The organism is Agrobacterium sp. CNPSo 2736, assembly GCF_004005385.1.
GTDB classification, from domain to species: Bacteria; Pseudomonadota; Alphaproteobacteria; order Rhizobiales; family Rhizobiaceae; genus Agrobacterium; species Agrobacterium leguminum.
On sequence record NZ_RZTX01000002.1, the window covers coordinates 301,826 to 328,737 of the forward strand.

The 26,912-nt window shown below is 61.0% G+C and carries 20 protein-coding genes; 11 read left to right on the forward strand and 9 right to left on the reverse strand.

Going from position 1 to position 26,912, the window contains the following annotated elements; genetic code table 11:
* Nucleotides 1-414 precede the first annotated feature (414 nt).
* Entirely contained in the window at nt 415-6,762 is a 6,348-nt protein-coding gene (locus EM858_RS05510) for a hypothetical protein (protein WP_127756105.1), read from the forward strand.
* Nucleotides 6,763-6,854: 92 nt separating this feature from the next.
* Here the strand turns inward: EM858_RS05510 and EM858_RS05515 are convergent, their stop codons facing one another.
* Nucleotides 6,855-7,772: a PhzF family phenazine biosynthesis protein gene (locus EM858_RS05515; protein WP_127756106.1), complete on the reverse strand. Its 918-nt coding sequence runs from the start codon at nt 7,770-7,772 to the stop codon at nt 6,855-6,857.
* Nucleotides 7,773-8,076: 304 nt separating this feature from the next.
* Here EM858_RS05515 and EM858_RS05520 point away from each other — a divergent pair, with 304 nt between their 5' ends.
* Both EM858_RS05520 and EM858_RS05525 read left to right on the forward strand, forming a co-directional pair.
* Complete coding sequence (locus EM858_RS05520) at nt 8,077-8,850, forward strand: NAD kinase (RefSeq protein WP_020810264.1); 774 nt, start codon at nt 8,077-8,079, stop codon at nt 8,848-8,850.
* A 21-nt stretch (nt 8,851-8,871) separates the two neighbouring features.
* A complete protein-coding gene (locus EM858_RS05525) occupies nt 8,872-9,372 on the forward strand; it encodes a hypothetical protein (RefSeq protein WP_127756107.1) in 501 nt (166 codons plus the stop codon).
* A gap of 27 nt (nt 9,373-9,399) precedes the next feature.
* On the opposite strand, the gene EM858_RS05530 is transcribed toward EM858_RS05525, so the two are convergent.
* From EM858_RS05530 to EM858_RS05545, 4 genes are all read right to left on the reverse strand, one after another.
* Nucleotides 9,400-9,870 carry a cysteine hydrolase family protein gene (locus EM858_RS05530; protein WP_127756108.1) on the reverse strand — a complete coding sequence of 157 codons (471 nt, stop codon included), beginning with the start codon at nt 9,868-9,870 and terminating at the stop codon, nt 9,400-9,402.
* A 75-nt stretch (nt 9,871-9,945) separates the two neighbouring features.
* Nucleotides 9,946-11,077, reverse strand: a protein-coding gene (gene prfB / locus EM858_RS05535) for a peptide chain release factor 2 (protein ID WP_161987956.1) whose coding sequence is annotated in 2 segments (ribosomal slippage) — nt 9,946-11,007 and nt 11,009-11,077 — 1,131 coding nt in all. Because the reading frame shifts where the segments join, the coding sequence is not laid out codon by codon here.
* Between the two features lie 98 nt (nt 11,078-11,175).
* A complete protein-coding gene (locus tag EM858_RS05540; RefSeq protein WP_080817138.1) occupies nt 11,176-13,623 on the reverse strand; it encodes a penicillin-binding protein 1A in 2,448 nt (815 codons plus the stop codon).
* A 328-nt stretch (nt 13,624-13,951) separates the two neighbouring features.
* Nucleotides 13,952-15,211: an N-acetylmuramoyl-L-alanine amidase gene (locus EM858_RS05545; RefSeq protein ID WP_127756109.1), complete on the reverse strand. Its 1,260-nt coding sequence runs from the start codon at nt 15,209-15,211 to the stop codon at nt 13,952-13,954.
* A gap of 645 nt (nt 15,212-15,856) precedes the next feature.
* Here EM858_RS05545 and EM858_RS05555 point away from each other — a divergent pair.
* The gene (locus EM858_RS05555; protein ID WP_127756110.1) at nt 15,857-18,751 is read left to right on the forward strand and encodes a ribonuclease E/G; all 2,895 of its coding nucleotides are present in this window, start codon (nt 15,857-15,859) and stop codon (nt 18,749-18,751) included.
* Nucleotides 18,752-18,901: 150 nt separating this feature from the next.
* On the opposite strand, the gene EM858_RS05560 is transcribed toward EM858_RS05555, so the two are convergent.
* From EM858_RS05560 to EM858_RS05570, 3 genes are all read right to left on the reverse strand, one after another.
* Nucleotides 18,902-19,606, reverse strand: coding sequence for an SDR family oxidoreductase (locus EM858_RS05560; protein ID WP_080817141.1), 705 nt, complete (start codon nt 19,604-19,606; stop codon nt 18,902-18,904).
* 122 nt (nt 19,607-19,728) lie between these two features.
* The gene (locus EM858_RS05565; protein WP_127756111.1) at nt 19,729-20,094 is read right to left on the reverse strand and encodes an antibiotic biosynthesis monooxygenase; all 366 of its coding nucleotides are present in this window, start codon (nt 20,092-20,094) and stop codon (nt 19,729-19,731) included.
* Nucleotides 20,091-20,417, reverse strand: coding sequence for an NIPSNAP family protein (locus EM858_RS05570; RefSeq protein ID WP_003521451.1), 327 nt, complete (start codon nt 20,415-20,417; stop codon nt 20,091-20,093). The genes EM858_RS05565 and EM858_RS05570 overlap by 4 nt, the downstream gene beginning before the upstream one ends.
* Nucleotides 20,418-20,491: 74 nt before the next feature.
* Here EM858_RS05570 and EM858_RS05575 point away from each other — a divergent pair, with 74 nt between their 5' ends.
* A complete protein-coding gene (locus EM858_RS05575) occupies nt 20,492-21,175 on the forward strand; it encodes a winged helix-turn-helix domain-containing protein (RefSeq protein ID WP_127756112.1) in 684 nt (227 codons plus the stop codon).
* A gap of 24 nt (nt 21,176-21,199) precedes the next feature.
* Here the strand turns inward: EM858_RS05575 and EM858_RS05580 are convergent, their stop codons facing one another.
* Nucleotides 21,200-22,357, reverse strand: coding sequence for an aminotransferase class I/II-fold pyridoxal phosphate-dependent enzyme (locus tag EM858_RS05580; RefSeq protein ID WP_164865333.1), 1,158 nt, complete (start codon nt 22,355-22,357; stop codon nt 21,200-21,202).
* A gap of 173 nt (nt 22,358-22,530) precedes the next feature.
* Here EM858_RS05580 and EM858_RS05585 point away from each other — a divergent pair, with 173 nt between their 5' ends.
* From EM858_RS05585 to EM858_RS05610, 6 genes are all read left to right on the forward strand, one after another.
* Nucleotides 22,531-23,298, forward strand: a complete 768-nt coding sequence (locus tag EM858_RS05585; protein WP_003521455.1) for a DsbA family protein — start codon at nt 22,531-22,533, stop codon at nt 23,296-23,298.
* Between the two features lie 125 nt (nt 23,299-23,423).
* Nucleotides 23,424-23,861 carry a type II 3-dehydroquinate dehydratase gene (gene aroQ, locus EM858_RS05590; protein ID WP_077982408.1) on the forward strand — a complete coding sequence of 146 codons (438 nt, stop codon included), beginning with the start codon at nt 23,424-23,426 and terminating at the stop codon, nt 23,859-23,861.
* 25 nt (nt 23,862-23,886) lie between these two features.
* Nucleotides 23,887-24,378 (forward strand): acetyl-CoA carboxylase biotin carboxyl carrier protein, encoded by a 492-nt coding sequence (gene accB, locus EM858_RS05595; RefSeq protein ID WP_080817144.1) that lies wholly within the window; start codon nt 23,887-23,889, stop codon nt 24,376-24,378.
* A gap of 12 nt (nt 24,379-24,390) precedes the next feature.
* Nucleotides 24,391-25,737, forward strand: coding sequence for an acetyl-CoA carboxylase biotin carboxylase subunit (gene accC / locus EM858_RS05600; protein ID WP_127756114.1), 1,347 nt, complete (start codon nt 24,391-24,393; stop codon nt 25,735-25,737).
* A 6-nt stretch (nt 25,738-25,743) separates the two neighbouring features.
* Complete coding sequence (gene aat, locus EM858_RS05605) at nt 25,744-26,388, forward strand: leucyl/phenylalanyl-tRNA--protein transferase (RefSeq protein WP_059752738.1); 645 nt, start codon at nt 25,744-25,746, stop codon at nt 26,386-26,388.
* 78 nt (nt 26,389-26,466) lie between these two features.
* On the forward strand, nt 26,467-26,910 hold the full coding sequence (locus tag EM858_RS05610) for a hypothetical protein (RefSeq protein WP_137452033.1): 444 nt from the start codon (nt 26,467-26,469) through the stop codon (nt 26,908-26,910).
* Nucleotides 26,911-26,912: the final 2 nt, after the last annotated feature.

Consider the following 26,912-nt stretch of genomic DNA (forward strand, 5'->3'; position numbering starts at 1 on the left):
GCCGCTGCTATCGGCTTAAATTACGGCGTGACGCGGGCGAAAATCTTCTGCTATGGTTAATTTATGTTAAACTTATGCGAAACAAGGCGTTCAGCGTGAAACTCAGGTTTAAAAACTGTTAAAAAGCCGACACTTCGCCACCGCCGCAAATCCGCATTAATTGTTTCGAACACCTAAATGTGTCACTACGGTACTGCCGTTCCCACGAGGCTTAAGCTCAAGCTTTGTTATTGCGGCACAGTGATGTAATTTCGCCCGAAAGCTGGACCACCAGCAATTCGGGATTTGGTAAATGGCGGAATTGTTCTCTCTTCAAGGGATAATGTTCCGCTGGCATGATGGCGGCAGTCCGCTTGCGGAACGCAAGTGGTCAACGGCATGAAGCCGGGCGTATGTGTAACGAGGCGTAACCGCATGGCGAATAACAAGATCAGCGACTCTGTCGACGAGACTGCATTTCAGGCGTTGGAAGACGCCCTGCAGCTTGGTGCTTTCGAAGAAAAGCCGGAGACGCGGAAAACTGCAGCGCCGAAGCAGCCGGAGGCCAGATTGAAGGAAGCAAGCAGACAGACCCCTGCTCCCGAGGCCGCCCGCGCGCCCCCCGAACAGACGCCAAGGTCGCCCAATCTCGAAGCGGCTAATGACGGCTCCAAGCGCAGCCCGGCAATGATCCTGAAATCGCTGGAAGGCGGCTCCATCGGCGGCGCGCTGCGCAACGCCACGATCATGTCGGTCATCTGGGCGCTCGGCGGTCTTGGCATCGCACATCTTCTTTATGGCAACGCGCTGTGGAACATCGCCTCGCTGGCCGATCTCACCGCGATCCCCGGCCTGATGGCGATAGTCGTCGGCATCCTCGTTCCCATCATGCTGTTCTTCGCCTTTGCGATCATGATGGCGCGTGCCCGCGATCTGCGGAATGCCGCCCGCTCCATGGCCGAAGTCGCCCTTCGCCTTGCGGAACCGGAAACCGTGGCATCCGACCGCATCATGTCGGTCGGCCAGGCGGTTCGCCGTGAAGTCTCGGCCATGAATGACGGTATCGAGCGCACAATCGCCCGCGCGACGGAACTCGAGACCCTCGTGCATTCCGAGGTCAACGCGCTTGAGCGCAGCTATGCCGACAATGAACTGCGCGTGCGCAGCCTCGTGCAGGAACTGACCGCCGAGCGTGACGCCATCGTCAACCACGCCGAGCGCATCCGTTCCTCCATCGTCGGCGCGCAGGAACAGATCAAAGAAGAGCTTTCCATCGTCGGCGAAGAGCTTTCGATGCGGATCGCCACGACCGGCGAGGCCTTCGCCTCGATGATCGACACCCGCTCGGCCGCGCTTTTGGAAAAATCGCGCGCCTCGACCGAAGCTATGGGCAGCCTGATCGCCGCCAAGACCGAAAATCTGCTTCAGGCGTTGAATTCCTCCGGCGCGACGCTGTCCAACGAATTCGACATGCGCCTCCACAACCTCACTTCGACGCTGGATGAGCGCGGTGAAGTCCTGCTCGAGCGTTTCGCGATCCATGCCTCGACGCTGGATAGCGGTGCGGAAAGCCTCAACAGCGCGCTTGAGGAGCGCACGCGCCAGCTCAACGAAACGCTGTCCACGCGTACGCTCGAACTCAACCGCAATATCGATCGCGGCCAGCAGATCATCGGCGGTTCGCTGGATACCGTTCTCGACAAGCTGTCCACGACGCTTGAGGAAAAGGGTCTCTCCTTCCGCCAGAGCCTGCAGAGCACGGCGGACGATGCGATCATGGATCTCGATCTTCGCTCCGGCCTCTACGAAGAGCGGATGCAGGCGACGGTCGGCCAGGTCAACTCTGCCTTCGACGAGCATGTCGCGCAGTTCGCCAGCGCCTTCGACCAGCGCGCCGGCAGCCTCGACAGCAAGCTGATGGAAAGCCTCGCCCGGATCAACGAGACCGTTGCCGGCGGCTCCGAAGCGCTCGACACCATGCTGAGCGCCGGTCTGGAGCGCATCGGCACCACCATGACCGATCAATCGCTGGCGCTCGCAACCGCGCTCGGCACGGGTCAGGAAATGCTGGAAAGCGCCCTTGAAAGCCGGACGCAGGCCTTCAGCGACGCAATTGGCCAGCGTACCGCCGAAATCACCGATGCCTTCACCAGTTCGCACGAGAAGATCGACGCCGTGCTGGCGGAACGCAGCAATGCCCTGTTCGGCGCGCTTTCGGCCAGCCAGAACCGTTTCGACGAAGCGCTCGCCAGCCGTTCGATGGCGATTACCGGCTCCGTCTCCGGCACGGCCGAACGTCTCGCCGCCATGCTCGACGAACGTGCCGCCGCAATCAACAACGTCGTCGCCGATGTCGAGCGCCGTCTTGCCGAAACGCTCGAAACCCGGGCGGCGGCCATCACCGGCGCGGTTTCCGGCATTGAGGACCGCATTTCCGACACGCTGGAAAGCCGCACGGCTGCCCTGCATGACGTCGTCTCCGGCGCGGAGAGCCGTATCGCCGATACGCTTGACGGCCGCACGGCCGCGCTTTCCAGCGCCATTTCCGGCGTCGAGGAACGCATCGCCGACACGATGGACAGCCGCACGCTGTCGCTCGACATGACCTTTGCCAATGTCGAGGAAAGACTGTCCGAGACGCTCGACAACCGCACTTCTGCCCTCACCGGCATTGTCGCAAGTGCTGAGGAAAAGATTGCCGGCGCGCTCGACAGCCGCACGGCAACCTTCGGAGACGTGGTCGCCGGTGCTGAAACCCGCATCGCGGAAACGCTGGACGGCCGCACCGCAGCCCTCAACGCCGTTGTCTCCGGTGCTGAAGAACGCATCGCCGATGCGCTCGACAGCCGTACCATGGCGCTCGACATGGCATTCTCCGGCGCGGAAGAAAAAATCACCGAAGCGCTCGACACCCGCACGGCAGCCCTTGGCGAACTGGTGGCCGGCGCCGAGACCCGTATTGCCGGGGCGCTCGACAGCCGAACCGAGTCGCTGAAGACCGTCGTTTCCGGCGCGGAAGAGCGGATCACCGATGTGCTCGACAGCCGCACCATGGCGCTCGATATGAGCTTCTCCGGTGTCGAGGAAAAGATCGCCGATATTCTCGACGGTCGCACCACAGCGCTGCAGAATGCCGTTTCCGGTGTCGAAGACCGCATTGCCGGCGCGCTCGACAGCCGTACTGCGGCCCTCTCGGGTATCGTCTCCGGTGCGGAGGAGCGCATCGCAGACGCGCTCGACAGCCGCACCATGGCGCTCGACATGGCGATTTCCGGCGTCGAGGACCGTATTGCCGAGGCTATGGATGCCAGAGCATCGTCGCTTTCGCTTGCCGCAGCCGGCGTCGGCCAGCGCCTCGAAGCCACCGCATTCACGCTTGAAAACGCGCTTGCCAGCGGCCATGAGCGGCTCGAAACCATGCTCGGTTCGCAGGCTGAACGTATTGCCGGATCGCTGGAGCGCAATAGCGGCCTGATCGAGCAGAGCGTCTCGGGTGCGGCCAACCGCATAGAAAGCGTTGTTGAAGACGGCAGCACCCGTTTTGCCCAGACGGTGGAAGAAGGAGTGTCCCGCCTCGAAAGCAATCTGTCGCAATCGCATGAGGATATTCGCACCGCGCTCGATCAGCGCCAGGCGGATCTTGCCGCGACGCTCAGCTCCGCCACGACCCAGATGGGCGACATGCTCTCCGAACAGGCGATGATGATCGGCACCACGGTCGCCTCCAGCGCCAGCATGCTCGAACTGTCTCTCGAAACCCAGCAGGAAACGCTGCAGAAGGCGATCGACGGCAGCGCGCAGACGCTGGAAGAGCGCCTGCGCAACAGCGCCGGCGACATCGCCGTCAAGATCGGCGAGGCTGCCCGCGAAATCGGCGGCGCGACGGATGCCCTGTCCTCGAAAATCGAGACCTCCATCGGCAATGTCACCACCCGTCTCGACGAGACCGGCGCCCGTATCGAGACCTCGCTCGATACGCTGCAGGCACGCGTCGGCGGCGATCTGGCCAATGTAAACACTTCGATTGAGGATGCCGGCCGCCGCTTCGCTGAAGCGCTGGAAGACAAGACGGCCGTCTTCGCCCGCGCCAGCGACGAGGCGGCCGAGCGTATCACGGGCATTCTGGACGAACAGACCACGCGTGTCGCGGACACGTTCGAAAACCGTACCAGCCGTCTGGCAGAGACCTTCGATACCGGCACGGCCCGTATCGATGAACGCCTCGGCACCATGGACCGGGCATTGACCATCGGTCTTGAAAACGTCAACCGCACCATTGAAGGCAAGGCGAGCGATCTCGCCGTCAGCCTGCGCGGCGCGGTCACCTCCGCCACCCAGAGCATCGGCGAAGAAGCCGTGCGCTCCACCTCCCTTCTCGCCAAGTCCGGTTCGGAATTCGCAGAACAGGTGCAGGCGCAGAACGAGGCCTTCACCAAGGCCATCGAGGAACGCTCCGGCGAGATCGTCAACCGCATTTCGGATGCCCAGACCCGCCTTTCCGGTCAGGCCGCCGCCGTGGCTCAGACCTTCTCCGAGGCAGGCAACATCATCGTCAACAAGGTTGCCGAGGCTGAAGCCGTCGTTCGCTCTCAGGTCGGCGTCATCTCCGAAACGCTGACGGGCGTCGAATCCGCCCTCGACGCCCGCGGCGAATCCATCCGCTCGGCGCTGGACAACCGCACCCGCGAACTCAACTCGATGCTGGCCAGCCGCTCCGCCGAGCTTTCGCGCCTGATCGAGGAGAAAGCCAAGCCTGTCGTCGACGAATATGCCACCATCGGCCGCGAAGCCGCCGAAAAGATCGTTTCCGCAGCCCAGCAAAGCGCGGATCTTCTGTCGCAGAGCAACAGCGGCATGGTCGGCATGGTGGAACAGGCGATCAGCGATTACGCCGCTGCCGGAACGGATGCGGCAAGCAAGCTCGTCGCCGCCACCCGCCAGAGCACCGACATGCTGTCGGAGACGCATACGGCCATGGCGGACGCCGTCGAACAGGGCATCGACAAATATGCCCGCGCCGGCAGCGATGCGGCCAACAAGCTGGTGGCCGCCACCCGCCAGAGCACGGATATGCTGTCGCAGACCCATAACAGCATGGCGGAGATCGTCGAACAGTCGGCAACCAACTTCAACTCCGCTGTCGAGCGCGCCGCACAGGGCTTCGGCGCGGCAGACGAGGCATTGAACGCCTCGGCGACCCGCTTCTCCGAATCCGCCTCGCAGGCCGCCGACATGGTGTCCAGCTCCAGCCGTCTGCTCGAAGGAAAGATCGACCGCCTGTCGAATATTTCCGGCCAGACGCTGGCGCAGGTTGCCGGCATCGTCGGCCGTTTCGAGGAACATTCGAAGGTGCTGAGCCAGGCTTCCGAGCTCCTCAATGCCGCACAGTCGAGCCTCGTCGGCACGCTGGAGGAGCGCCAGGACGCGCTGCGCAGCCTGTCGGTCGGCCTCGTCAAGCGTTCAGAGGAAATCGAAAGCGCCATGCGCAACGTCATCGGCGTGGTGGAAACCACGCTCAACGAGGCCGAGGAGCGTTCGCAGAACGTCGCCGGCAATCTGCGCGACAATCTGCAGGCCTCCTTCTCCGATATCGGCCGTTCGCTCGATGAGACCGAACAGCGCGCCCGCTCGGCGGCACAGACCATGCGGGGCGCCCTGCTCTCCGCAGGTCAGGATGCCAGCCGCTCGATTGAAAGCACGCTGTCCGACGCGCAGAAATATTCCGATGAGCTGGTCAACCGCCTGCGCGGCGGTGTCGAATCCTCGCTTTCGGAAGTCGACAATCTTCTGGGCACCGCCTCGGAAAAATCGAATGCCGCCGCAGCCAGCCTAAAGGAGACGTTGCGTCAGGCCGTGGAAGAAGCCGTCAGCCGCTTCGCCGGCGCGACGGACGAAATCCGCCGCTCCAGCCACGACATCCGCCGCGAACTGGATGCGACGCGTGCGGAACTGAAGCGCGGCGCCTTCGACCTGCCGGAAGAAGCCAAGGAAAGCGCTGCCGCCATGCGTCGCGCCGTTTCCGAACAGATCAAGGCCCTGCAGGATATTTCCCAGCTCGTCGGTCGTTCGACCCACCAGATGGAAGTCTCCGAACCGGTTGCCCGCGCCATCGCCGCAACCCAGCCGGCGGCCGAGCGCCGTGTCGAGACGCGTCCGCAGCCGGCAGCCCCGGCTCCGGTTCAGCAGCAGCGCCCGGCCCAGCCTGCTCCCGCACCGGCCGCATTGCGCGGCACCCTGCCGCTTGAAAACCGTCAGGTCGAGAACCGTCAGGCGCCTGCCCCGGCCCAGCCGGGTGCTCCGGCCGGACGCCGCGAAGAAGGCGGCGGCTGGATCAGCGATTTGCTGCGCGGCGCCTCACAGGAAACGCCAGCGGCGTCCGCACCACGCGCCGGCGCGGAACAGCAGCCGACCCGTGCGGCCGACACCCGCAATCCGCGCCACATGGTGGAATCGCTGAACTCGCTCTCGGTCGATATCGCCCGCGCCATCGATCACGACGCCTCCGTGGAGCTGTGGCGGCGCTACCAGCGCGGCGAGCGCGACGTCTTCACCCGTCGCCTCTATACGCTGAAGGGTCAGACGACCTTCGACGAAATCAAGCGCAAATATGAGCGGGAAGCGGAATTCCGCACCGCCGTGGACCGCTACATCACCGATTTCGAGAAGCTGCTCGCCGACGTGGCCCGCACCGACCGCGACCGGACCGTGACACAGTCCTACCTCACCTCCGATACCGGCAAGGTCTATACGATGCTTGCCCATGCGGCGGGCCGGTTCAACTGAGCCGGACGCTGAAATGACAAAACCCCGGTCAAGACCGGGGTTTTTCTTTTATCGCTCTTTGATGGCGTCGAACCGAGCGGGTAACGCTGAAATCAAATCTCGAAGGTGCCCGAGGCAACGCGCACCGCGTGGCCGCCGATGCGGGCGCGGGCGATTTCGCCGTCCTTGATGTCCATGCGCAGGTGGATATGGGACCGTCGTTCCATCTCCACGCCCTGCTCGATGAGCAGCGGATAATGGCCGTCGGTCAGGCCGTCGAAATGGTGGATGGCGCCGGAAAGAGCGGCGGCGGCGGAACCGGTGGCGGGGTCTTCCGAAATGCCCATATCCGGAGAGAACATGCGGGCGTGGAACTTCGCAGCGTGATTGACGCCGCCGCGACAGTAGATATAGGCCGCCGTCAGACGTCCTTCGACCAGCGGTGCGGTGCGCAGCCAAAGATTGGCATCGAAATCCATGTCCCTGATGGCGGCGATATTGTGCAGGGGTACGAGCAGGAACGGCACCCCGGCCGTCCAGATCGACGGCACATGGTTTTCAAAGCCGAGATGTCCTTCGCTGACGCCGAGCGCATCGGCAAGCGCGGTGTGATCGAGCGGCAGCTCCACGCGGGACGATTTGCGCGGCAGGTCGAATTCCGCGAAGCTGACCGCGCCGGCACGCATCTTCACCGCGCAACGCACCGGACCCACCTGCTCTTCCAGCACGCAGACCATATCGATATCGTCATCGCCCTCGCCGCGATTTCGCTCGGCGATGGCCACCGCCGCGCCGACTGTCGGATGGCCGGCGAAGGGCAATTCACCCGATGGCGTGAAGATGCGCAGCGAAGCCGCATGGGCCAGGTTGCTGGACCGGTTGACGAAAACCGTCTCGGAGAGGTTCATTTCCCGCGCGATCGCCTGCATCGTGGCCTGGGGAAGATCATCGGCGTCATACATGACCGCCAGCGGGTTTCCCGCCATTTTCGTCTCGGTAAAGACATCGTAGATATCGTAGTTCAGCGCCACATCCGTCTCCTGCCACTCGTCATTCCGACTGCCTTGGCAAACTGCATCAGGCCGTCCCGCATCGCAACCCTTGTCAGCGGGCGCAAATCAAGAAGCTGTGGACCGGAGCGGTGAGGTCCGCCGTCAGGGAACGCCTGCGTCTTCGAAAGGCCTTGTCGCCAGCCGCTGTCTTCATGTACCAAGGGTGCGTCTGGCGGCTTGTTATCGACCTCCCTGTCGAGGTTTCAAGATTTCGAGCCGCTTCAACGGGTTACAGCGCCTTGCGTGGACGGGTTCCGGTCTGCGCCGTTGTCGAGGGAAGCGGATGTCGCATTCTACCTATTCACTGTCCTTCGTCGCCTCCGCAACCGAGGAGGCGCAGACGGCGCTGAAAGAGCTGAAAGGCATTTACGGCGATACGCCGTTCGAAGAGGCGGAAGTGATCGTCGCGCTCGGCGGCGATGGCTTCATGCTGCAGATTCTCAACGAGACGATGAATTCCGGCAAGCGTGTCTATGGCATGAACCGCGGGTCCGTCGGCTTCCTGATGAATGACTACCGGGTGGACGGCCTGCTGGAGCGCATCGCGGTGGCGAGCGGCAATGATTTCCATCCCCTGCGCATGACGACGACGGATTCCGACGGCGACGAATTCACGGCGCTTGCCATGAACGAGGTCAGCCTGTTTCGCCAGTCGCATCAGGCCGCCAAGCTTCGTGTGGAGGTGGACGGCAAGGTGCGGCTTGAAGAATTGATCTGCGACGGCATGATGGTGGCGACGCCGGCGGGGTCGACAGCCTACAATTTCTCCGCCCATGGACCCATCCTGCCGCTGGAATCGCCGCTGCTTGCGCTCACCCCGGTCAGCGCTTTCCGGCCGCGGCGCTGGCGCGGCGCGCTTTTGCCGAATAAGGTAACGGTCGATATTCATGTTCTCGAACGCGACAAGCGCCCTGTGAATGCGGTGGCCGACCACACCGAGGTGAAATCCGTTCGTCACGTTCGGATCGCACAATCGCAGGACAGGACGGCCAGAATTCTCTCGGATCCGGATCGTTCATGGTCGGACCGGGTTCTCGCCGAACAGTTCAACAATTGACGCCCACAATCGACAATGGCCATGCAACTGACAAGACCTATCCTCGCTGCCTTTCTTTTCGCCGCCGCCGTGCTTCCCGTGCGGGCGCAGACGGAAGCGATTGACGCGCTGCCGGTTTCGGCGATCTTCGTCGTCAGCAGCGGCATGTGGGAAGATCGCAATCTTGAGCCGGTGAAAGGCCCCGACGGGCAGTTGCGGCCGCCGCCTGCCTCGCCCACGCGCGGCTATTACAAGGTCATCGCCATCCGCCAGGGCGACGGCACGGCGAAAATCTACCTTCAGCGCATCGTCTTTACCGCCGATGGGCCGAATCTCCTGGAAAACATCGAGCTGGAAGAATTCAGCCAGATGAAATCCTATGTCACGGATATTCGTCCCGAAAGCTCGAATGGCGCACCCGCCTCGCCCGGACTGTTCGTGACCGTCTACCTGAAGACGGACCCGATAGCCAAGGAAGCGGAAAGCTGGACGATCCTGATCGATGAGCTGGGCGAGATGAAGATCGAGAAAGCGTCCAACTGATCGGCCCGAGGTGCGCGCCGGGCAAGGTTACGCTTGCAGCGCCTCCGGCCCGGCAAGAACCGCACCAAAATGATGTTTCCACAATCTCGCCCCGAGTTCACCGCTGCGGTCGAGACTGGAGCCCACCGTAAGCCACGGCAACAGCGTGGGATGCAGCCCCGCATCGAAGAGGGAAAAACCGGCGGCCAGCACGCAGGTATCGGCCTGAATGCCGCAGACCAGCACCCTGTCGAGTTTCAGCGACAGAAGATGGTCGATGACCTCCCGGGGTGGCGCATAACCGTGTTTGATGAAAACGCGATCTGCCGCAACAAGCGACTCGTCGTCCCTGCCCGGTTTCCAGCCGAGTTGCCGCTCGAAGGGTGTTACGCTTTCATCATGGCGCTCGACGGTGGCAATGCTGGGCATTGTCAGGGCGAGAGCGGATATTTCCGCCACCAGCGCAGCCGGCGGATTGAAGCTTGGCTGGACGTCGACGATATAGAGTGCCTGTTTCATGCTTGTCCTCCAACGAAAAACCCCTCGCAATGGGTTTGCGAGGGGTAATCTTTTTCAATCGACGCACTTGGCGCGTCAGTCGATATCCGCGACTTCCACATCCGCGCCGCCGCTGATGCGATGCGCGAGGGCCGCTTCCATGAATTCGTTCAGATCGCCGTCCAGCACGTTGCCGGGTGCGGTGCTTTCCACGCCGGTGCGCAGATCCTTGACCAGCTGGTAAGGCTGCAGAACGTAGGAACGGATCTGGTGGCCCCAGCCGATATCGGTCTTGGATGCGGCCTGGGCGTTTGCCGCCTCTTCCCGCTTCTGCAGCTCCACCTCGTAGAGGCGGGCGCGCAGCATGTCCCACGCCTTGGCGCGGTTCTTGTGCTGGGAACGCTCCTGCTGGCAGGCGACGGCAATACCGGTCGGAATATGCGTGATACGCACGGCCGAGTCGGTGGTGTTGACGTGCTGGCCGCCCGCGCCGGACGAACGATAGGTATCGATGCGGCAATCGCTCTCATTGATGTCGATCTGGATCGAATCGTCGACGACGGGGTAAACCCAGACGGAAGAGAACGATGTGTGGCGACGCGCATTGCTGTCATAGGGCGAAATACGAACGAGGCGATGCACGCCCGATTCCGTCTTCAGCCAGCCGAAGGCATTGTGGCCCTTGACGAGGATCGTCGCGGACTTGATGCCGGCTTCTTCGCCGTCGTGAACTTCAAGCACCTCGACCTTGAAACCTTCGCGGTCGGCCCAGCGGGTATACATGCGCAGAAGCATGTTCGCCCAGTCCTGGCTTTCGGTGCCGCCGGCGCCGGAATGCACTTCGAGATAGGTGTCGTTGGTATCGGCTTCGCCTGACAGCATGGCTTCCACCTGACGGCGGTTCGCCTCGCTCTTCAACGCTTTCAATGCGTCTTCGGCGTCCTTGACGATCTCGTCATCGCCTTCCATCTCGCCGAGTTCGATCAGCTCGATATTGTCCTTGAGCTGCTGCTCGAGCGCCTTGACGCCATTGATGCTGTCATCCAGCTGCTGGCGTTCACGCATCAGCTTCTGGGCTTCAGTGGCATCGTTCCAGAGGGTCGGATCCTCTGCCTTGTTATTCAACCAGTCCAGTCGTCTTATCGCCTGGTCCCAGTCAAAGATGCCTCCTCAGCAGGCTTATGGCCTGCTTGATTTCGTCGACTACGTTCACGATTTCATTGCGCATTTCGCTGGTTCTTCACCTTCATTGAAACTCGTTGCTCAAATAAATGCGGGGGGCGCGGATGTAAAGACCCGCGCCCCCGCCAAACGTCAGGAGTGATATCAATAAAGACCGCCGCCACCGCCGGTGATGGCCTGCTGCGCCTGCGGCGAGGTCTTCAGAATGTCTTCCTGCGACATGTATCCGTCATCGCCGATGACAGAGAAGGTGGAAGCGGGACCCGTGCCGGGCTTGAAGGCTTCCATGATGGTGTCCGGCTCGCCCTCGACCGCCGCCATGCCCGTCTTGCGGTTGACGGCGACGAAGTTCATGCCGGCAGGCACGATGAACTTGCTCGGCTCCATGTGCTTGGCCGCATCGGAGATGAACTCGCCGAAGATCGGCGCGGACAGCGAGCCGCCGGTGCCACCGCGGCCGAGAGGTGCGGGCGAATCGAAACCGATATAGAGGCCGGCGACCATGTCCGGTGTGTAACCGACGAACCAGGCATCCTTTTCATCGTTGGTGGTGCCCGTCTTGCCGGCAACCGGCAGATCGACCTTGATCTTGCCCGCCGCCGTGCCGCGCTGCACGACGCCTTCCAGCATCGAGGTCGTCTGATAGGCGGTCATCGGGTCGAGAACCTGCTCGCGATTGTCGACGATGACAGGCTCGTCCTGGTTCTGCCAGCTTGTGGCGTTGCAGCCTTCGCAGGCGCGCTCCTCATGCCGGAAGATCGTCTTGCCGTAGCGGTCCTGAATGCGGTCGATCAGCGTCGGCTTGATCTGCTTGCCGCCATTGGCGATGACCGAATAGGCCGAGACCATACGCATCACGGTCGTTTCACCGGAACCCAGCGACATGGACAGAAGCGGCGGCATCTTGTCGTAGATGCCGAAGCGCTCGGCATATTCCGCAACCAGATTCATGCCCATATCCTGCGCCAGACGCACCGTCATGAGGTTACGGGATTTTTCGATACCGAGACGCAGGGTCGACGGACCGGCGGAACCGCCGCCGTAATTCTGCGGCTTCCAAACCTGATTGCCGGAAACGACCTCAATCGGCGCATCGAGAATGACCGATGCCGGGGTATAACCATTGTCGAGCGCCGCCGCGTAGATGAACGGCTTGAAGGAGGAGCCCGGCTGGCGCATCGCCTGCGTGGAGCGGTTGAATTCCGACTGCGCATAGGAGAAGCCGCCGACCATGGCCAGAACACGGCCGGTATGCGGGTCCATCACCACCATGCCGCCCTGCACTTTCGGCGGCTGGCGCAGACGATATTCGTTACCCGAATTGGCAAGCGGCTGCGCATAAACGACGTCACCGGCCGAGAGGACGCCAACCGGCGACTTGGCGGTGGCCTTCTTGCCGGTCGCATCGCGGAAAGCCCAGCGCATGTTTTCAGCGGAGATATGGCCGCGCGTGCGCTTGTCGCCATCTTCCGTTTCCGTATCCGGCTGCACGCCGATATCGACGCCATCGGCAGCGACGGCAAGCACCACAGCGACTTTCCATTCCGGAACGTCGCGCAGGCCCTTGACCTTGGCGAGCGCCGCCGTCCAGTCACCCGCAGTCTCGATCTTTTCGACGGGTCCGCGGAAACCGCGACGCTCATCATATTGCACCAGACCGTCCTGAAGCGCCTTGCGTGCTTCCATCTGGATCTGCGGATCGAAAGAGGTGCGGACCGAGAGCCCGCCTTCGAGAAGCGCTTCCTCGCCATATTTCTCGACGATCTGACGACGGACTTCCTCGGCGAAATAATCGGATGCGAAGATATGCGCGCCACCGCGACGCAGATTGACGCCAAGCGGCTGCTTTTTGGCATCCGTGGCGTCGGCGACCGTGATGTAGCCGTTTTCGGCCATGCGGTCGATCACCCAGTCACGGCGCTCGAGAGCCGCCTTTTCGCGGCGGATGGGATGGTAATTGGCCGGACCCTTCGGCAGCGATGCGAGATAGGCGGTTTCCGCAATCGTCAGTTCCGTCACCGATTTGTTGAAATAGGTGAGCGCCGCGCCGGCAATGCCGTAGGAATTCAGGCCGAAGAAAATCTCGTTGAGATAAAGCTCGAGAATCTTGTCCTTGGAATAGGTCTGCTCGATGCGGAAGGACAGAATGGCTTCCTTGAGCTTGCGGTCAATGGTCTGGTCGTTGGTCAGAAGGAAGTTCTTCGCCACCTGCTGGGTGATGGTGGAGGCGCCGACCGGACGGCGGCCGGAGCCGAGATTCTGGATATTGACGAGAATGGCGCGGCCGAGGCCGAAGACATCCACACCCGGATGGTTGTAGAAATTCTTGTCTTCCGCCGAAAGGAAAGCAGCCTTCACGCGGTCGGGTATGGCCTGGATCGGCAGGAACAGGCGCTTTTCATGGGCATATTCCGCCATCAGCGCACCGTTGCCGGCATGCACGCGGGTCGTTACCGGCGGCTCATAGGTGCTCAGAACTGCGTAATCCGGCAGGTCCTTCGTCACGCCGTGCAAATAAATCGCACCGGCGGCGGCGGCGCACAGGAAGAGCACGCTGGCCAAGCCGAAAAAATATCCAATCAGTCTGATCATACCAAGCTACCGATAATTCGAATCGTAACCATCAACGCCCGACGATATACGGGCGCATCCTTGCATATCGCGTGCCGTTTTGCACACCATACCTTCGATGACAAGCCGGATACGGCAGCATTCGCTGATATGTTACCGGGCGGCAGGCCCGCAATCGCGCTGCGGACGCTTTGCGGATCGCCACCGAATCCGCTTTCCGAGTAACGCGGCGAATGTGAGTAAAATAGGGCTTCGCCTTCGTAATCGTCCGCAAGACCCAAGAATTGAACAGCTTTTCGGCGGTCAATGGCAGGGCGGCAACAGCATTGCCGCTCCGCCGGCTGCCCTCTCAGCCGCCATTTGCCATGGCCTTGGCGCGGTATCGCCCAACGGCGGTTGCCAGCGTATCGGCCACCTTCTTGCGCCATTCCCCATCGAGAAGCAGCTTTTCGTCTTCCGGATTGGAGAGGAAACCGAGTTCCAGCAGCACCGACGGCACATCATGGGCGCGCAGCACCATGAAACCGGCGTAACGGTGCGGATTGTTGATGAGCCCAACCTGCCCCTCAAAGGAGGAGACGATGTTTTCAGCCAGCGTCACCGAAAAGGCCTGCGTTTCACGGCGGGTGAAATCGAGAAGAATATCGGCGACCTCCGGCGGCTCGCTGGAGGCAGCGACACCCGCGATCTGGTCGGACTTGTTTTCGCGCTCCGCCAGTTCCTGCGCCTGCCGGTCCGATGCCCGGTCCGACAATGTATAGACGGTCGCGCCCCGGATGCCCTTTTGCTTCAACGTATCCGCATGAAGGGAGATAAAGAGGTTGGCATTGTTCTGGCGGGCGATGGTCACCCGTTCCGACAAGGCGAGAAACGTATCTGAATCGCGCGTCAGGAAAGCCTTGATACCGGGTTCGCGGTTCAGCCGCTCGGCAAGCTCCTTGGCGAAAGTCAGCGTAATGACCTTTTCCTCGGTGCCGGTGGTGCCGCCGGTGGCGCCGGCGTCGATGCCGCCATGGCCTGCATCGACAGCGATGACGAATTCCGCTGGCCGCGACGTCTTGTCATCCGGCGTGATCGCGGCAGTCGTCACCGGGGCTGGCGCCTGCCACTGCTGATCCTTCACCAGTTCCGCGAACTTGCCCTTGGTGGTGATTTCCGTATCGAGCACGAAATGGAAAGATTGGCCGTTATCGGTCTTTTTGGTTTCGGCAACCGCCACCTGAACCGGCTTTTTCGCCGTCAGCACGATGCGGGCGCTGTTCTGCCCCATGCTGCCAAAACGTATATCCGAAAAAAGACCGGTCGGCTTCAGGTCGGATGCGGGGAAGCTGAAATTCACCGCCGGAAAATCCACGACGATGCGGGCGGGCGAATCGAGATAGTGCACGTCGAATTCCGGCTCTTCAGCGAAATCGAGAACGATGCGCGTGCGCGCCTCATCGCCGATGATCCGTGCCTGATGAACGACGAGCGGCTCCACCGCATGGGCTGCCGGCGCGGCGGAAACAGCGGCGGCGACGGAAAATGCCAGAGCCGCCGCAAGCCGCGCGATTCGCGCGCCAAGCCGCCCTCTCCCACCGAATATCGCTGCGTTGCGCGTGAAATTCATGGTCTTCAAGAAATTCCGTATTTCAGTCATTTTCGATAAACGGCGAGGAAAAACGCCGGCAACAGTGCCGTTTCAACCACGCCGTACGATAGTTTGCGCATTTGCGCCCCACAATCGCAGGCCTTGGTGAACCAATTGTTAACCCGGAAATTCCACCAATAATATGGCATATTTAGCCAGCCTATTGCTATTATGACAGAGAAAACATACAACACGGATGAGGGTTAAAAGTGTTGACGGGATAGATGCCCGCCGGCTGCCAATCGAAAAAGACGCTGGCGCTGCAAATCGGGCAATCATCTGCCGTCGTTACATTTATCCTGAAACTCGATCAATTCCGGCCGTGGCCGGAGACCTACCCGGTGGCGCTGCCACCGCCGCTCTGAGGAGAGCAAATTCATCGGATCCCAAGGGGTCTATATATTATTGTCGTTCCGCCTGGCCAATGATGTCGCAGCAGTTTTCACATGAACCGGATACCAGGAGCAGGCCAAGCGCCTCGCCGTCGGTCCGGATGCTGCCAGTTTACAGACGCCCGGCAGGAGACTTCATTTCCGGCACATCCTTGCACTCATATGAAAGGCTCGTCCGTGTGGCGGGCCTGTTCTCGTATAAAACAAGGCTGCGCCGAGGAGCACAGCTTACATGGCAGACAAAATGCTTATCGACGCCTCCCACGAAGAGGAGACACGCGTAGTCGTTGTCCGTGGGAACCGGATCGAAGAATTCGATTTCGAATCGGAGCACAAGAAACAGATCCGCGGCAATATCTACCTTGCCAAGGTCACGCGGGTTGAACCCTCGCTTCAGGCGGCCTTCGTCGATTACGGTGGAAACCGCCACGGCTTTCTCGCTTTTGCGGAAATCCATCCGGATTATTATCAGATCCCGCTTGCCGACCGTCAGGCTCTCCTGAAAGCGGAAGCAGAGGATCATCGCCGCAGCGACGATTTCGAATCCGCTGATGCACCCGAGCCCGGCGCCCCCATGATCGACCTTTCGCAGGTGGATCAGCCGGATGTCGGCATTGTTTCCGCCAGCGAAACCACTGAAACGGTCGTCGTGGAAGAGACTGCGCCTGTCGCGGAAGAGGGTTCCGGGGAAGCGGCCGTCGAGGCCGTAGCCGAAGAAGCGCCCGCAGAGGAAGAAAAGCCGAAGAAGCGCACCCGTCGCCCCCGCGCCAAGAAGAAGACAGCGGAAGAAGAAGCCGCAGCGGCCGAGACCGCCGAAGCGTCTTCTGAAGACGACGGCAGCGCCGGCGGCGAAATGGCCGCCATGGTCGATACCGACACGATTTCCGAGGAAGTCGAGGGGCTTCGCCGCGGCAATGACGATGATGACGACGACGATGACGATCACCACGAAAAGGAAGTGATCGAATCCGTCGGCGCCGAAGACGCCATGGAAGAGGTTCCGGACCGCGTCGCCCGCAAGCCGCGCAAGCAGTATCGCATCCAGGAAGTCATCAAGCGCCGCCAGATCCTTCTGGTCCAGGTGGCCAAGGAAGAACGCGGCAACAAGGGCGCGGCGCTGACCACTTACCTGTCACTCGCCGGCCGTTATTCCGTTCTGATGCCGAATACGGCGCGTGGCGGCGGTATTTCCCGCAAGATCACCCAGCCGACCGACCGCAAGCGCCTGAAGGAAATCGCGCGCGATCTGGAAGTGCCGCAGGGCATGGGCGTCATTCTGCGTACCGCCGGCGCAAACCGCACCCGCGTCGAAATCAAGCGCGACTTCGAATATCTGATGCGCCTGTGGGAAAACGTCCGTACGCTGACGCTGAATTCCACGGCCCCCTGCCTCGTTTACGAGGAAGGCTCGCTGATCAAGCGTTCGATCCGCGATCTCTATAACAAGGATATCGGCGAGATCATCGTTTCCGGCGAAGACGGCTATCGTGAAGCGAAAGACTTCATGAAGATGCTGATGCCGAGCCACGCCAAGGTGGTTCAGCCTTACCGCGACATTCACCCGATCTTCTCGCGCTCCGGTATCGAAGCCCAGCTCGACCGGATGCTGCAGCCGCAGGTGACGCTGAAGTCGGGCGGTTACCTCATCATCAACCAGACGGAAGCGCTGGTTTCCATCGACGTCAACTCGGGCCGTTCGACCCGCGAGCATTCCATCGAGGAAACCGCGTTGACGACGAACCTCGAGGCGGCGGAAGAAGTGGCGCGCCAGCTGCGCCTGCGCGACCTTGCCGGCCTTGTCGTCATCGACTTCATCGACATGGAAGAAAAGCGCAACAACCGCGCTGTCGAGAAGAAGCTGAAGGATTGCCTGAAGAACGACCGCGCCCGCATCCAGGTCGGCCGCATCTCGCATTTCGGCCTCCTGGAAATGTCGCGCCAGCGCATCCGCGCTTCGGTGCTGGAATCGACCACGCAGGTCTGCCAGCACTGCGGTGGCACGGGCCATGTTCGCTCGGAATCCTCCATCGCGCTGCATGTTCTGCGCGGCGTCGAGGAATATCTGCTGCGCAACACCACCCACAACATCACGGTGCGTTGCACGCCGGAAACGGCGCTCTACCTGCTCAACCACAAGCGCGGCACGATCGTCGACTATGAAGGCCGCTTCGGCGTGTCGATCATCATCGCTGCTGACGCCGGCGTCGGTGCGCAGCATTTCGCCATCGATCGCGGTGAAGCCGTCGAAAATCCGGTGAAGATCGAAAGCCTCATCCAGATGCTGCCGAACTTCGTGGAAGAGGAAGACGATTTCGTCGCCGAGGTGGAAGAGGACGAAGACGAGGAAGAAATCGTCAAGGCCCAGAGCGCCGAGCCGCGCCAGCAGCAGCAGGGCGACAATGGCGACGAAGGCAAGCGCAAGCGCAAGCGTCGCCGCCGCCGTCGCGGCAAGGGCGGTCAGGGCGAGCAGAACGGCGCGCTCGACGCCCAGTCCGGCGATGCGGAAGGCGATGATGCCGAAGGTGACGACGATGGCGTCGAAACCGATGAAGCCGATGCTGAAACCGAAAACGGTGCAGCGGAAGCGGTAACCTCCGAAGAGGACGGCAAGCGCAAGCGCCGCCGTCGCGGCAAGCGCGGCGGACGTCGCAACCGTGCGGAAGACGAGGCGCTCGATGCTGCCGACTCGGAAGCCGAAGGTGAAGGCGAAGAGGCTTCCGCCGAAGCATCCGTAACCGAAGAGCCGACCGCCGCCGAGGTGGTGGAAGGTGCGGTTGCCGCGGTCGCGGAAGACGAAGTGCCGAAAAAGCCGCGCCGCACCCGCAAGGCGAAAGCCAAGACTGAAACCGAGGAAGCGCCGAAGGCCGAGGCCGTTGAAACGGTGGAGCCGGTGATCGTCGAAGAAACCGTCGTCGACGTCGCAATTGAAGAAGCGGGTGAGGCTTCGGCCGATCTGGCTTCGGAAGCGGAAGCACCGGCAACGGAAGAAAAGGTCCGCGCGAACCGGGGCAGCAATGTCTCGAGTTCGGAGCCGGTGGTCACCTCTTCCGGTTCCTCCAACCCCGCCGATGGCGACGAGCCCAAGCCCCGCAAGGGCGGCTGGTGGCAGCGCAAGGGCTTCTTCTGAGAGAAGCCACATCCTCAATAAAAGACGCCCGCAACGATGTTGCGGGCGTTTTCTTTTATAGGCGCAAAGAACAGGGCGTTTTTTTGAGCCGCTGACATTTCCTCATCCCTGTGCTTGTCAGAGGGATGAGGAGTGGGAAAGGTCCACCCGTCAAACAGACCGCGTCAGCCCGCCATCAACGCGGATATTCTGACCGGTAATATACCCGGCCCCCTCAGAGGCAAGGAATGCCACGGTGGCGGCGATTTCCTCGCTCTTGCCGTAACGCTGCATCGGCACGCTCTCGCGGCGTTCCTCCGTCGCCGGCAGGCTGTCGATCCAGCCGGGCAGAACATTGTTCATGCGCACATTGTCGGCCGCATAGGTATCGGCGAAAATCTTGGTGTAGGAGGCAAGGCCGGCGCGGAACACGGCGGATGTCGGGAACATGCTGCTCGGTTCGAAAGCCCAGGCGGTAGAGATGTTGACGATGGCACCCGCCTTCTGTTTCACCATGACGGGGGCGACAATCCGTGTCGGGCGGATGACGTTCATGAGGTAGACATCGAGGCCGGTGTGCCATTGCTCGTCGGTAATATCGAGAATGGAGGCACGCGGGCCATGGCCGGCGCTGTTGACCAGCACATCGATGCGGCCGAATTTTTCGAGCGTCAAATCCGTGAGCCGCTGGAGATCGTCATTGGACTGGTTGGAGCCGGTGACGCCGATGCCGCCCAACTCCTGCGCCAGCGCCTCTCCCTTGCCAGAAGAGGACAGGATTGCGAGTTTGTAGCCATCCGCGGCCAGACGTTTCGCCACGGCAGCCCCCATGCCGCTGCCGCCTGCCGTTACAATCGCTACTTTTTCCGTCGACATCGCTTTTCTCCTTGTCCAATCCTAAGTGTTCGCACCACATTGCCCATCTATAACGGGTTTCAAAGGCGAGTTCGAACCAGAAAGCCTTGCAGCGGCATGCAGAAAAACTGATGCTGGAAATGTCAGCCTAAGCCATTTTCCTCTGCCGAATGGGCTTTCCGGCTATCGGCCGGCGCTTCCTCCCTCTCCTCCAGGCCATAGTCGCGGATCACCTGCGCGATACGCAGCCGGTAATCGGAAAAAATACCGGACCGGCCCAGCGACTGCGCGGCGCGATGCGGCATGGTGTTGCGCCATGCCCTCACCGCTTCCTCGTCCCGGAAAAAGGACAGAGACAGCATCTTGTCCGGATTGCCGATGCTTTGAAACCGCTCGACGGACAGGAATCCGTCGATGGTTTCCAGTTCAGCCCGCAGGCCTGCCGCGATGTCGAGATAATGCTGCTTCTCGCCTTCAGCAGGCCAGACCTCGAAGATAACGGCGATCATTGTCCGCCTCCGGCGTGCGGAGCGGAGGCGAGACGCAGGAAAAGTCGGTCCTCTCGGCGAATGAACTGTTCACGGCGGGCGAATTCATAATTTTCCCGCCCCGCAGGATCGGCGGCGAGCCGTGCCCTGTAGGCTTCGTAGGCGGCAAGATTTTCGATGTTGTAGACACCGTAAGCAATGGTGCTCGATCCTTCCTTCGGCGCGTAATAGCCGATCAGATCAGCCCCGCAGCGCGGTATCGCCTCACCCCATGTGCGGGCATATCGTTCAAAGGCGTCGACCTTGAAAGGATCGATCTCGTAGCGGATGAAACAGGTCAGCATCGTTTGTCTCCTCGTGGTTTGCCTCTCCCTTCTACGCCATTGCCTTGCATCAATGCTTCGGCTATCATCGAAGCATGAAAGATGGACCCCTGATCGCCAATGTCGCCGCGCTGATCGGCGACCCTGCCCGCGCCAACATCCTGACGGCGCTGATGGACGGACGTGCGCTGACCGCAAGCGAGCTTGCCGAAGCCGCCGGCGTGACGTTGCAGACCGCCAGCGGGCATCTGTCGAAGCTCTCCGAGGCGCAACTCCTGAAAGCGGAAAAACAGGGACGTCACCGCTATTTCCGTCTTTCCGATGAGGATGTGGCGCATGTTCTGGAAGCGTTGATGGGTCTTGCCCAGCGCACGGGTGCAGTCCGCGTCCGCACGGGACCGAAGGACAAGGCGTTGCGGGAAGCGCGCATCTGCTACGATCATCTGGCCGGGGAAAGCGGCGTGGCGCTGCTTGCCGCCATCACCGCAAAAGGGCTCGTGACGTTAGGTGATGATCCTGCCCTTACGGAGAGCGGACGCGACTTCTTCTCGAACTTCGGCATCGACCTTTCGCCGCTCGAAAAGGCCCGTCGCCCGGTCTGCCTGCATTGCCTGGACTGGAGCGAACGTCGCCATCATCTCGGCGGCGGGCTTGGCGCATCGCTGCTTGAAGCGATGCAGCAGCGGGACTGGCTGCGGCGCGGAAACGGCCGTGTGCTCACCTTCACTGAAAAGGGTGAAAAGGCGTTCAACAGCACCTTCGGCTGCACGCCCGCCTGATTTCCCTAATCGGATGATCCCGGCTTATTTCAGCCAGCCGGCGATACGTCCAACGGCCTCGGCGATATCCGACACGGAACCCGCATAGGAAATGCGCAGCGCCCTGTGGCCTTCCTCGGGGTCAAAATCCATGCCGGGCGTCGCCGCCACATCGATTTCCGCCAGCATGCGCTTGGCAAAATCCATGCTGTCATTGGAAAAGCGGCTGGTATCGACATAAGCGTAAAAAGCGCCATCCATCGGGGATGCCAGCGGCAGGCCGATCTCCGGCAGGCGCGCCATCAGGAAATCGCGGTTGGTGCGATAGCTTTCCCGGTAGACATCCAGCTCCTCCGCCGCCGAAAAGGCTGCGGTCGCCGCAAGCTGCGACAGTTCGGGCGCGGAAATATAAAGGCTCTGGGCCAGACACTCGACGGGACGGACCAGATTTTCGGGCAGCACCATCCAGCCGATGCGCCAACCGGTCATGCAATAATATTTGGAGAAGGAGTTGATGATCACGGCATTGTCGGTGATTTCGAGCGCGCTCGTCTCTTCGCCGACAAAGGTAAGGCCGTGATAGATCTCGTCGGAAATGAAAGCCATGTCGCGGCTTTCGCAATAGCTGGCGAGCCGCTTCAGCGCCTCGCGGCCGGTAACCGTGCCGGTTGGATTGGCCGGGCTTGCCAGAAGCACGCCCTTCAGCTTGCAGCCGGCTTTCGTTTCTGCCCGCTCCAGACTTGCCGGCGTCAGCGTATAGCCGGTTTCGGCGGTGACCGGCACTTCCACGACATTGAGGCCGAGAGCCTTCAGAATATTGCGATAGGCCGGATAGCCGGGCCTTGCGATGGCGACATAATCGCCCGCATCGAAAAGGCCGAGGAAAGCGAGATTGAAGGCCGCAGACGAACCCGTCGTCACGGCGATGCGCGCCGGATCGATGGCGACCTGGTGGCGCAGCCGGTAATGGCCGGCAATCGCCTCCCGCAGCTCGCGCAGACCCAGCGCGTCGGTGTAACCGATCCGCCCATGCTTTAGCGCCGCCTCAGCCGCCGCAAGCGAGGCTTTGGGTGCGGGATGGGAGGGCTGGCCGACCGCCATGGAAATGACGGGGCGGCCCGCCTGCCTGCGCCGATTCGCTTCCGCCAGAATATCCATGGCGTGAAAGGGTTCGACTGCGCTCCGCTTCGACATCGTAATCAAGGGCATGCTCTTTCCTGAACCGTATTTCAGAGACTTGCCGCAGAATCACAATCTTCACAATCATGCGATCATAATGCGGACAAGTATTTTTGCCGTATGGCATTTGGCTTAAAGTAAGGTAATTGCCTTCATAAGATTTCAAGAGGCTCCGGCCGCACAGAATGAGGACCGATATGGCGCATTTTCTCCGTTCCACCCTTCTCGCCAGCGTGACGGCCCTTTCGACGGTATTCGCCTCCCTGCCCGCCCACGCGCTCGACGAGCAGCAGAAGAAGGAGATGGGCGAGTTCATCAAGCAATATCTGATCGAGAACCCGGAAATCATGCTCGAGGTTCAGGATGCGCTTGAGCGCAAGCAATATGCGGCGCGCAACGCCAAGGCGGCGGAAGCCGTCGCCGACAACAAGAAGGCCATCTTCGAATCGAAATTCGATCTGGCGCTCGGCAACCCGGATGGCGACGTCACGCTGGTCGAGTTCTTCGACTACAATTGCGGTTATTGCAAACGCGCCATGGGCGACATGGACAATATTCTGAAGAGCGACAAGAAGGTGCGTGTCGTCCTCAAGGAATTCCCAATCCTCGGACCGGAATCGGTTGCGGCCCACCGCGTCTCCAATGCCGTGAAGCTGCTTGCGCCGGCCAAGTATCCCGAATTCCAGCGCACGCTGCTCGGCGGCCGCGGACGGGCGAATGAGGACAGCGCCATGGAAGTCGCGACCTCGCTCGGTCTCAAGGAAGCCGATATCCGCAAATCGATGGCGGAGAACCCCAATGACGAGCAGGTGCAGGAAACTTACAAGCTGGCAACCAGCCTCGGCATCACCGGAACGCCGTCCTATATCGTCGGCGACGAGGCGGTTTTCGGTGCGGTCGGCGCCGACCCGCTGAAGGAAAAAATCGCCAATATGCGCAGCTGTGGAAAAGCCACCTGCTCCTGATTGCTAAAAAAGCCACTGCATTCCCTGTGAGATGCCTGCCAAGCGGCCGGTTTAGGGCTTGCGGGGGCTTTTCCTTGACCGCTGCGCAGTCTATAGGTGTCGCTGATTTTCTTATGGAAACGTGAATGAGCAACATCATCATCGTCATCAACGGCCCCAATCTCAACATGCTGGGAAAAAGGGAACCGGGTATCTATGGTGGCAAGACGCTGAAGGACATCGAGAATGATTGCCTTCAAGCCGGTGCCGATCTCGGTTTCGCAGTGGAATTCCGCCAGTCCAACCACGAAGGCGTGCTGGTGGACTGGTTGCAGGAGGCTGGCGAGCGGGCGGCGGGCGTCGTCATCAATCCCGGCGCCTACAGCCACACATCCATCGCGTTGCATGACGCCATTCGCGCGATTTCCACGCCCGTCGTGGAAGTGCACATTTCCAACATCCACGCCCGCGAAGAGTTCCGTCACAAATCGATGGTATCACCCGCGGCAAAGGGCATGGTCTGCGGTTTCGGACCATATGGATACATCATGGCGCTTCACGCGCTGAAAAACATCACGGCATAAAAAGAAACAAAGAATAGGGTTTGTCATGTCTGAAAAGAAACAGGGTATCGACAAGGAACTGATCCGCGAACTCGCGAATATCCTCAACGATACCGACCTTTCGGAAATCGAAGTGGAGCAGGAAGACCTGCGCATCCGCGTCTCCCGCGCCGCTCCCGCTCCCGCCACGGTCTATGCTGCAGCGCCCGCCGCTTATGCGCCCGCGCCGGCAGCTCCCGCTGCCGCTCCGGCACTCGCAGCACCGGCCGCCCCTGCAGCCGCCGCAGCACCCGCCCGTAACCCGGCCAACACCGTGTCCTCGCCGATGGTCGGCACGGTCTATCTTTCGCCTGCCCCGGGCGCACGTCCCTTCATCGAAGTGGGCGCAACCGTCAAGGAAGGCCAGACCATCCTCATCGTCGAAGCCATGAAGACCATGAACCAGATCCCGGCTCCCAAGTCGGGCAAAGTCGTGGAAATCGTCGTCAACGACGCTCAGCCCGTGGAGTATGGCGAAGCCCTCGTGGTCATCGAATAAAGGCGGTTCAGCATGGTTTCGAAGATCCTCATAGCCAACCGCGGCGAGATTGCGCTACGCGTCCTGCGCGCTGCCAAGGAGCTTGGCATTCCGACGGTGGCCGTGCATTCCACGGCCGACGCGGACGCCATGCATGTGCGCCTTGCCGACGAAAGCGTCTGCATCGGCCCGCCGCCCTCGCGTGACAGCTACCTCAACATCCACCAGATCGTTGCGGCCTGCGAAATCACCGGTGCGGACGCCGTTCACCCCGGTTACGGCTTCCTTTCGGAAAATGCCAAGTTCGCCGATATTCTCGACGCGCACGGCATCACCTTCATTGGACCGACCGCCGAACATATCCGCATAATGGGCGACAAGATCACCGCCAAGCAGACGGCGCAGGAACTCGGCATTCCCGTGGTTCCCGGTTCCGATGGCGAAGTGAAGCCTGAAAACGCGCTCGAAATCGCCCGGACGATCGGCTTCCCGGTCCTCATCAAGGCGACGGCGGGCGGCGGCGGCCGCGGCATGAAGGTGGCGAAGACCGAAGCCGATCTGGAAGAAGCCGTTGCGACGGCCCGCTCCGAAGCGGCAGCAGCCTTCGGCAACGACGCCGTTTACATGGAAAAATACCTCGGCAAGCCGCGCCATATCGAAGTGCAGGTTTTCGGCGATGGCGAAGGCAATGCCGTTCACCTCGGCGAACGCGATTGCTCGCTGCAGCGCCGTCACCAGAAGGTGCTGGAAGAAGCCAATTCGCCGGCTCTGACCGTCGAACAGCGCATGAAGATCGGCGAGATTTGCGCGAGCGCCATGCGCAAGCTGAAATATCGCGGCGCCGGCACCATCGAGTTCCTCTATGAAAACGGCGAGTTCTATTTCATCGAAATGAACACCCGTCTGCAGGTGGAGCATCCGGTGACGGAAGCCATCACCGGCATGGATCTCGTGCAGGAACAGATCCGGGTCGCTTCCGGCCAGGGCCTGTCGGTCACGCAGGACGATATCGAATTCCATGGCCATGCCATCGAATGCCGTATCAATGCCGAGGACCCGCGCACCTTCGTTCCCTCGCCGGGCACGCTGACCTATTTCCATACGCCGGGCGGCCTTGGCGTGCGCGTCGATTCGGGCGCCTATCAGGGCTACAAGATCCCGCCCTATTACGACAGCATGATCGGCAAGCTGATCGTTCACGGCCGCGACCGTGACGAGTGCATTCGCCGCCTGCGTCGTGCACTGGACGAATTCGTCGTCGACGGCATCAAGACCACGCTGCCGCTTTTCCAGGACCTCCTCGAAAACGAGGATATCCTGAACGGCGATTACGACATTCACTGGCTGGAAAAATATCTGGCCGGTGACGCGTCTCACTAAGACGATATGGTTGGGCGGCGCAGCAGAAATAACGGCATAACGGTCGATATCCTGCTGCGCGCCTATTCCGCCGGCCTGTTCCCAATGGCCGATTCGGCTGACGATCCCGAGCTTTTTTGGGTCGAGCCGGAAATTCGGGGAATCATCCCACTCAATGGTTTTCACGTTTCCAAAAGCCTCGCCAAGGCGATGCGCAGGAAGCCGTTCGAGATTCGCTTCAACACCGCTTTCGAAGCGGTGATGGCCGGATGCGCGGCGGAAGCGCCGGACAGGCCGAGCACCTGGATCAACGCCACCATCCGCAGGCTCTATACCGAGTTGCACCAGATCGGCCACGCCCATAGCGTCGAGGCGTGGGAGGGCGAGGAGCTTGTCGGCGGGCTCTACGGCGTCTCGCTGGGCGCTGCCTTCTTCGGCGAGAGCATGTTTTCCCGCCGCACCAATGCATCGAAGATTTGCCTCGTGCATCTGGTCGAGCGTTTGCGGCAGCAGGGATTTACGCTGCTCGACACGCAGTTTACGACCGAACATCTGAAGACATTCGGGGCAATCGACATTCCAAAGTCGGAATATGCCACGATACTTGAAGCGGCTGTAGACAGGCCGGATGTGCCCTTCGAAAAATTGTCGGCGCAAGAAAATCCACACTGAAAACAACCTGAGATTTTGCTTGCAACCCTCAAAAACATGACTTATCCGATCATGATATATGGTTCACCGGGGATTGTCATGCGCTGGATTGCGGCCTTGTTATTGATGTTGACGCCGGCGGCGAATGTCACCGCTGCCGAACAACGCCCGAACCCGCAGGCCGCCTGGCGAGGCGAAATTTCCCGAGCCTTGACGGGCGTAACCGGCCGCCCGGAACTCAAGGTCGTGCGGACGAACAAGAAGCAGGTGCTCCTTGTTACTTTCCGCGTTGACCCGGCGGGAAAGATGCAGGCTGTTCAGGTCAAAAACATAAGGGATAGCACCTATCAGACAAGAACGGCCGTGAAGAGGGCATTTTCAGAAATCAGATTCCCCTCACCTCCCGCCGGCGATCAGCCTAATAAGTTCACCGTTCCGATCGTGATCGAGCCCGAACTGACGCGGGAGGAAATGATCGAACAACTGGAAAGCAAAAGCAAAGCCCTGGCCGATTTGGCCGAGAAGCTCAGACGCCAGAAATAAGG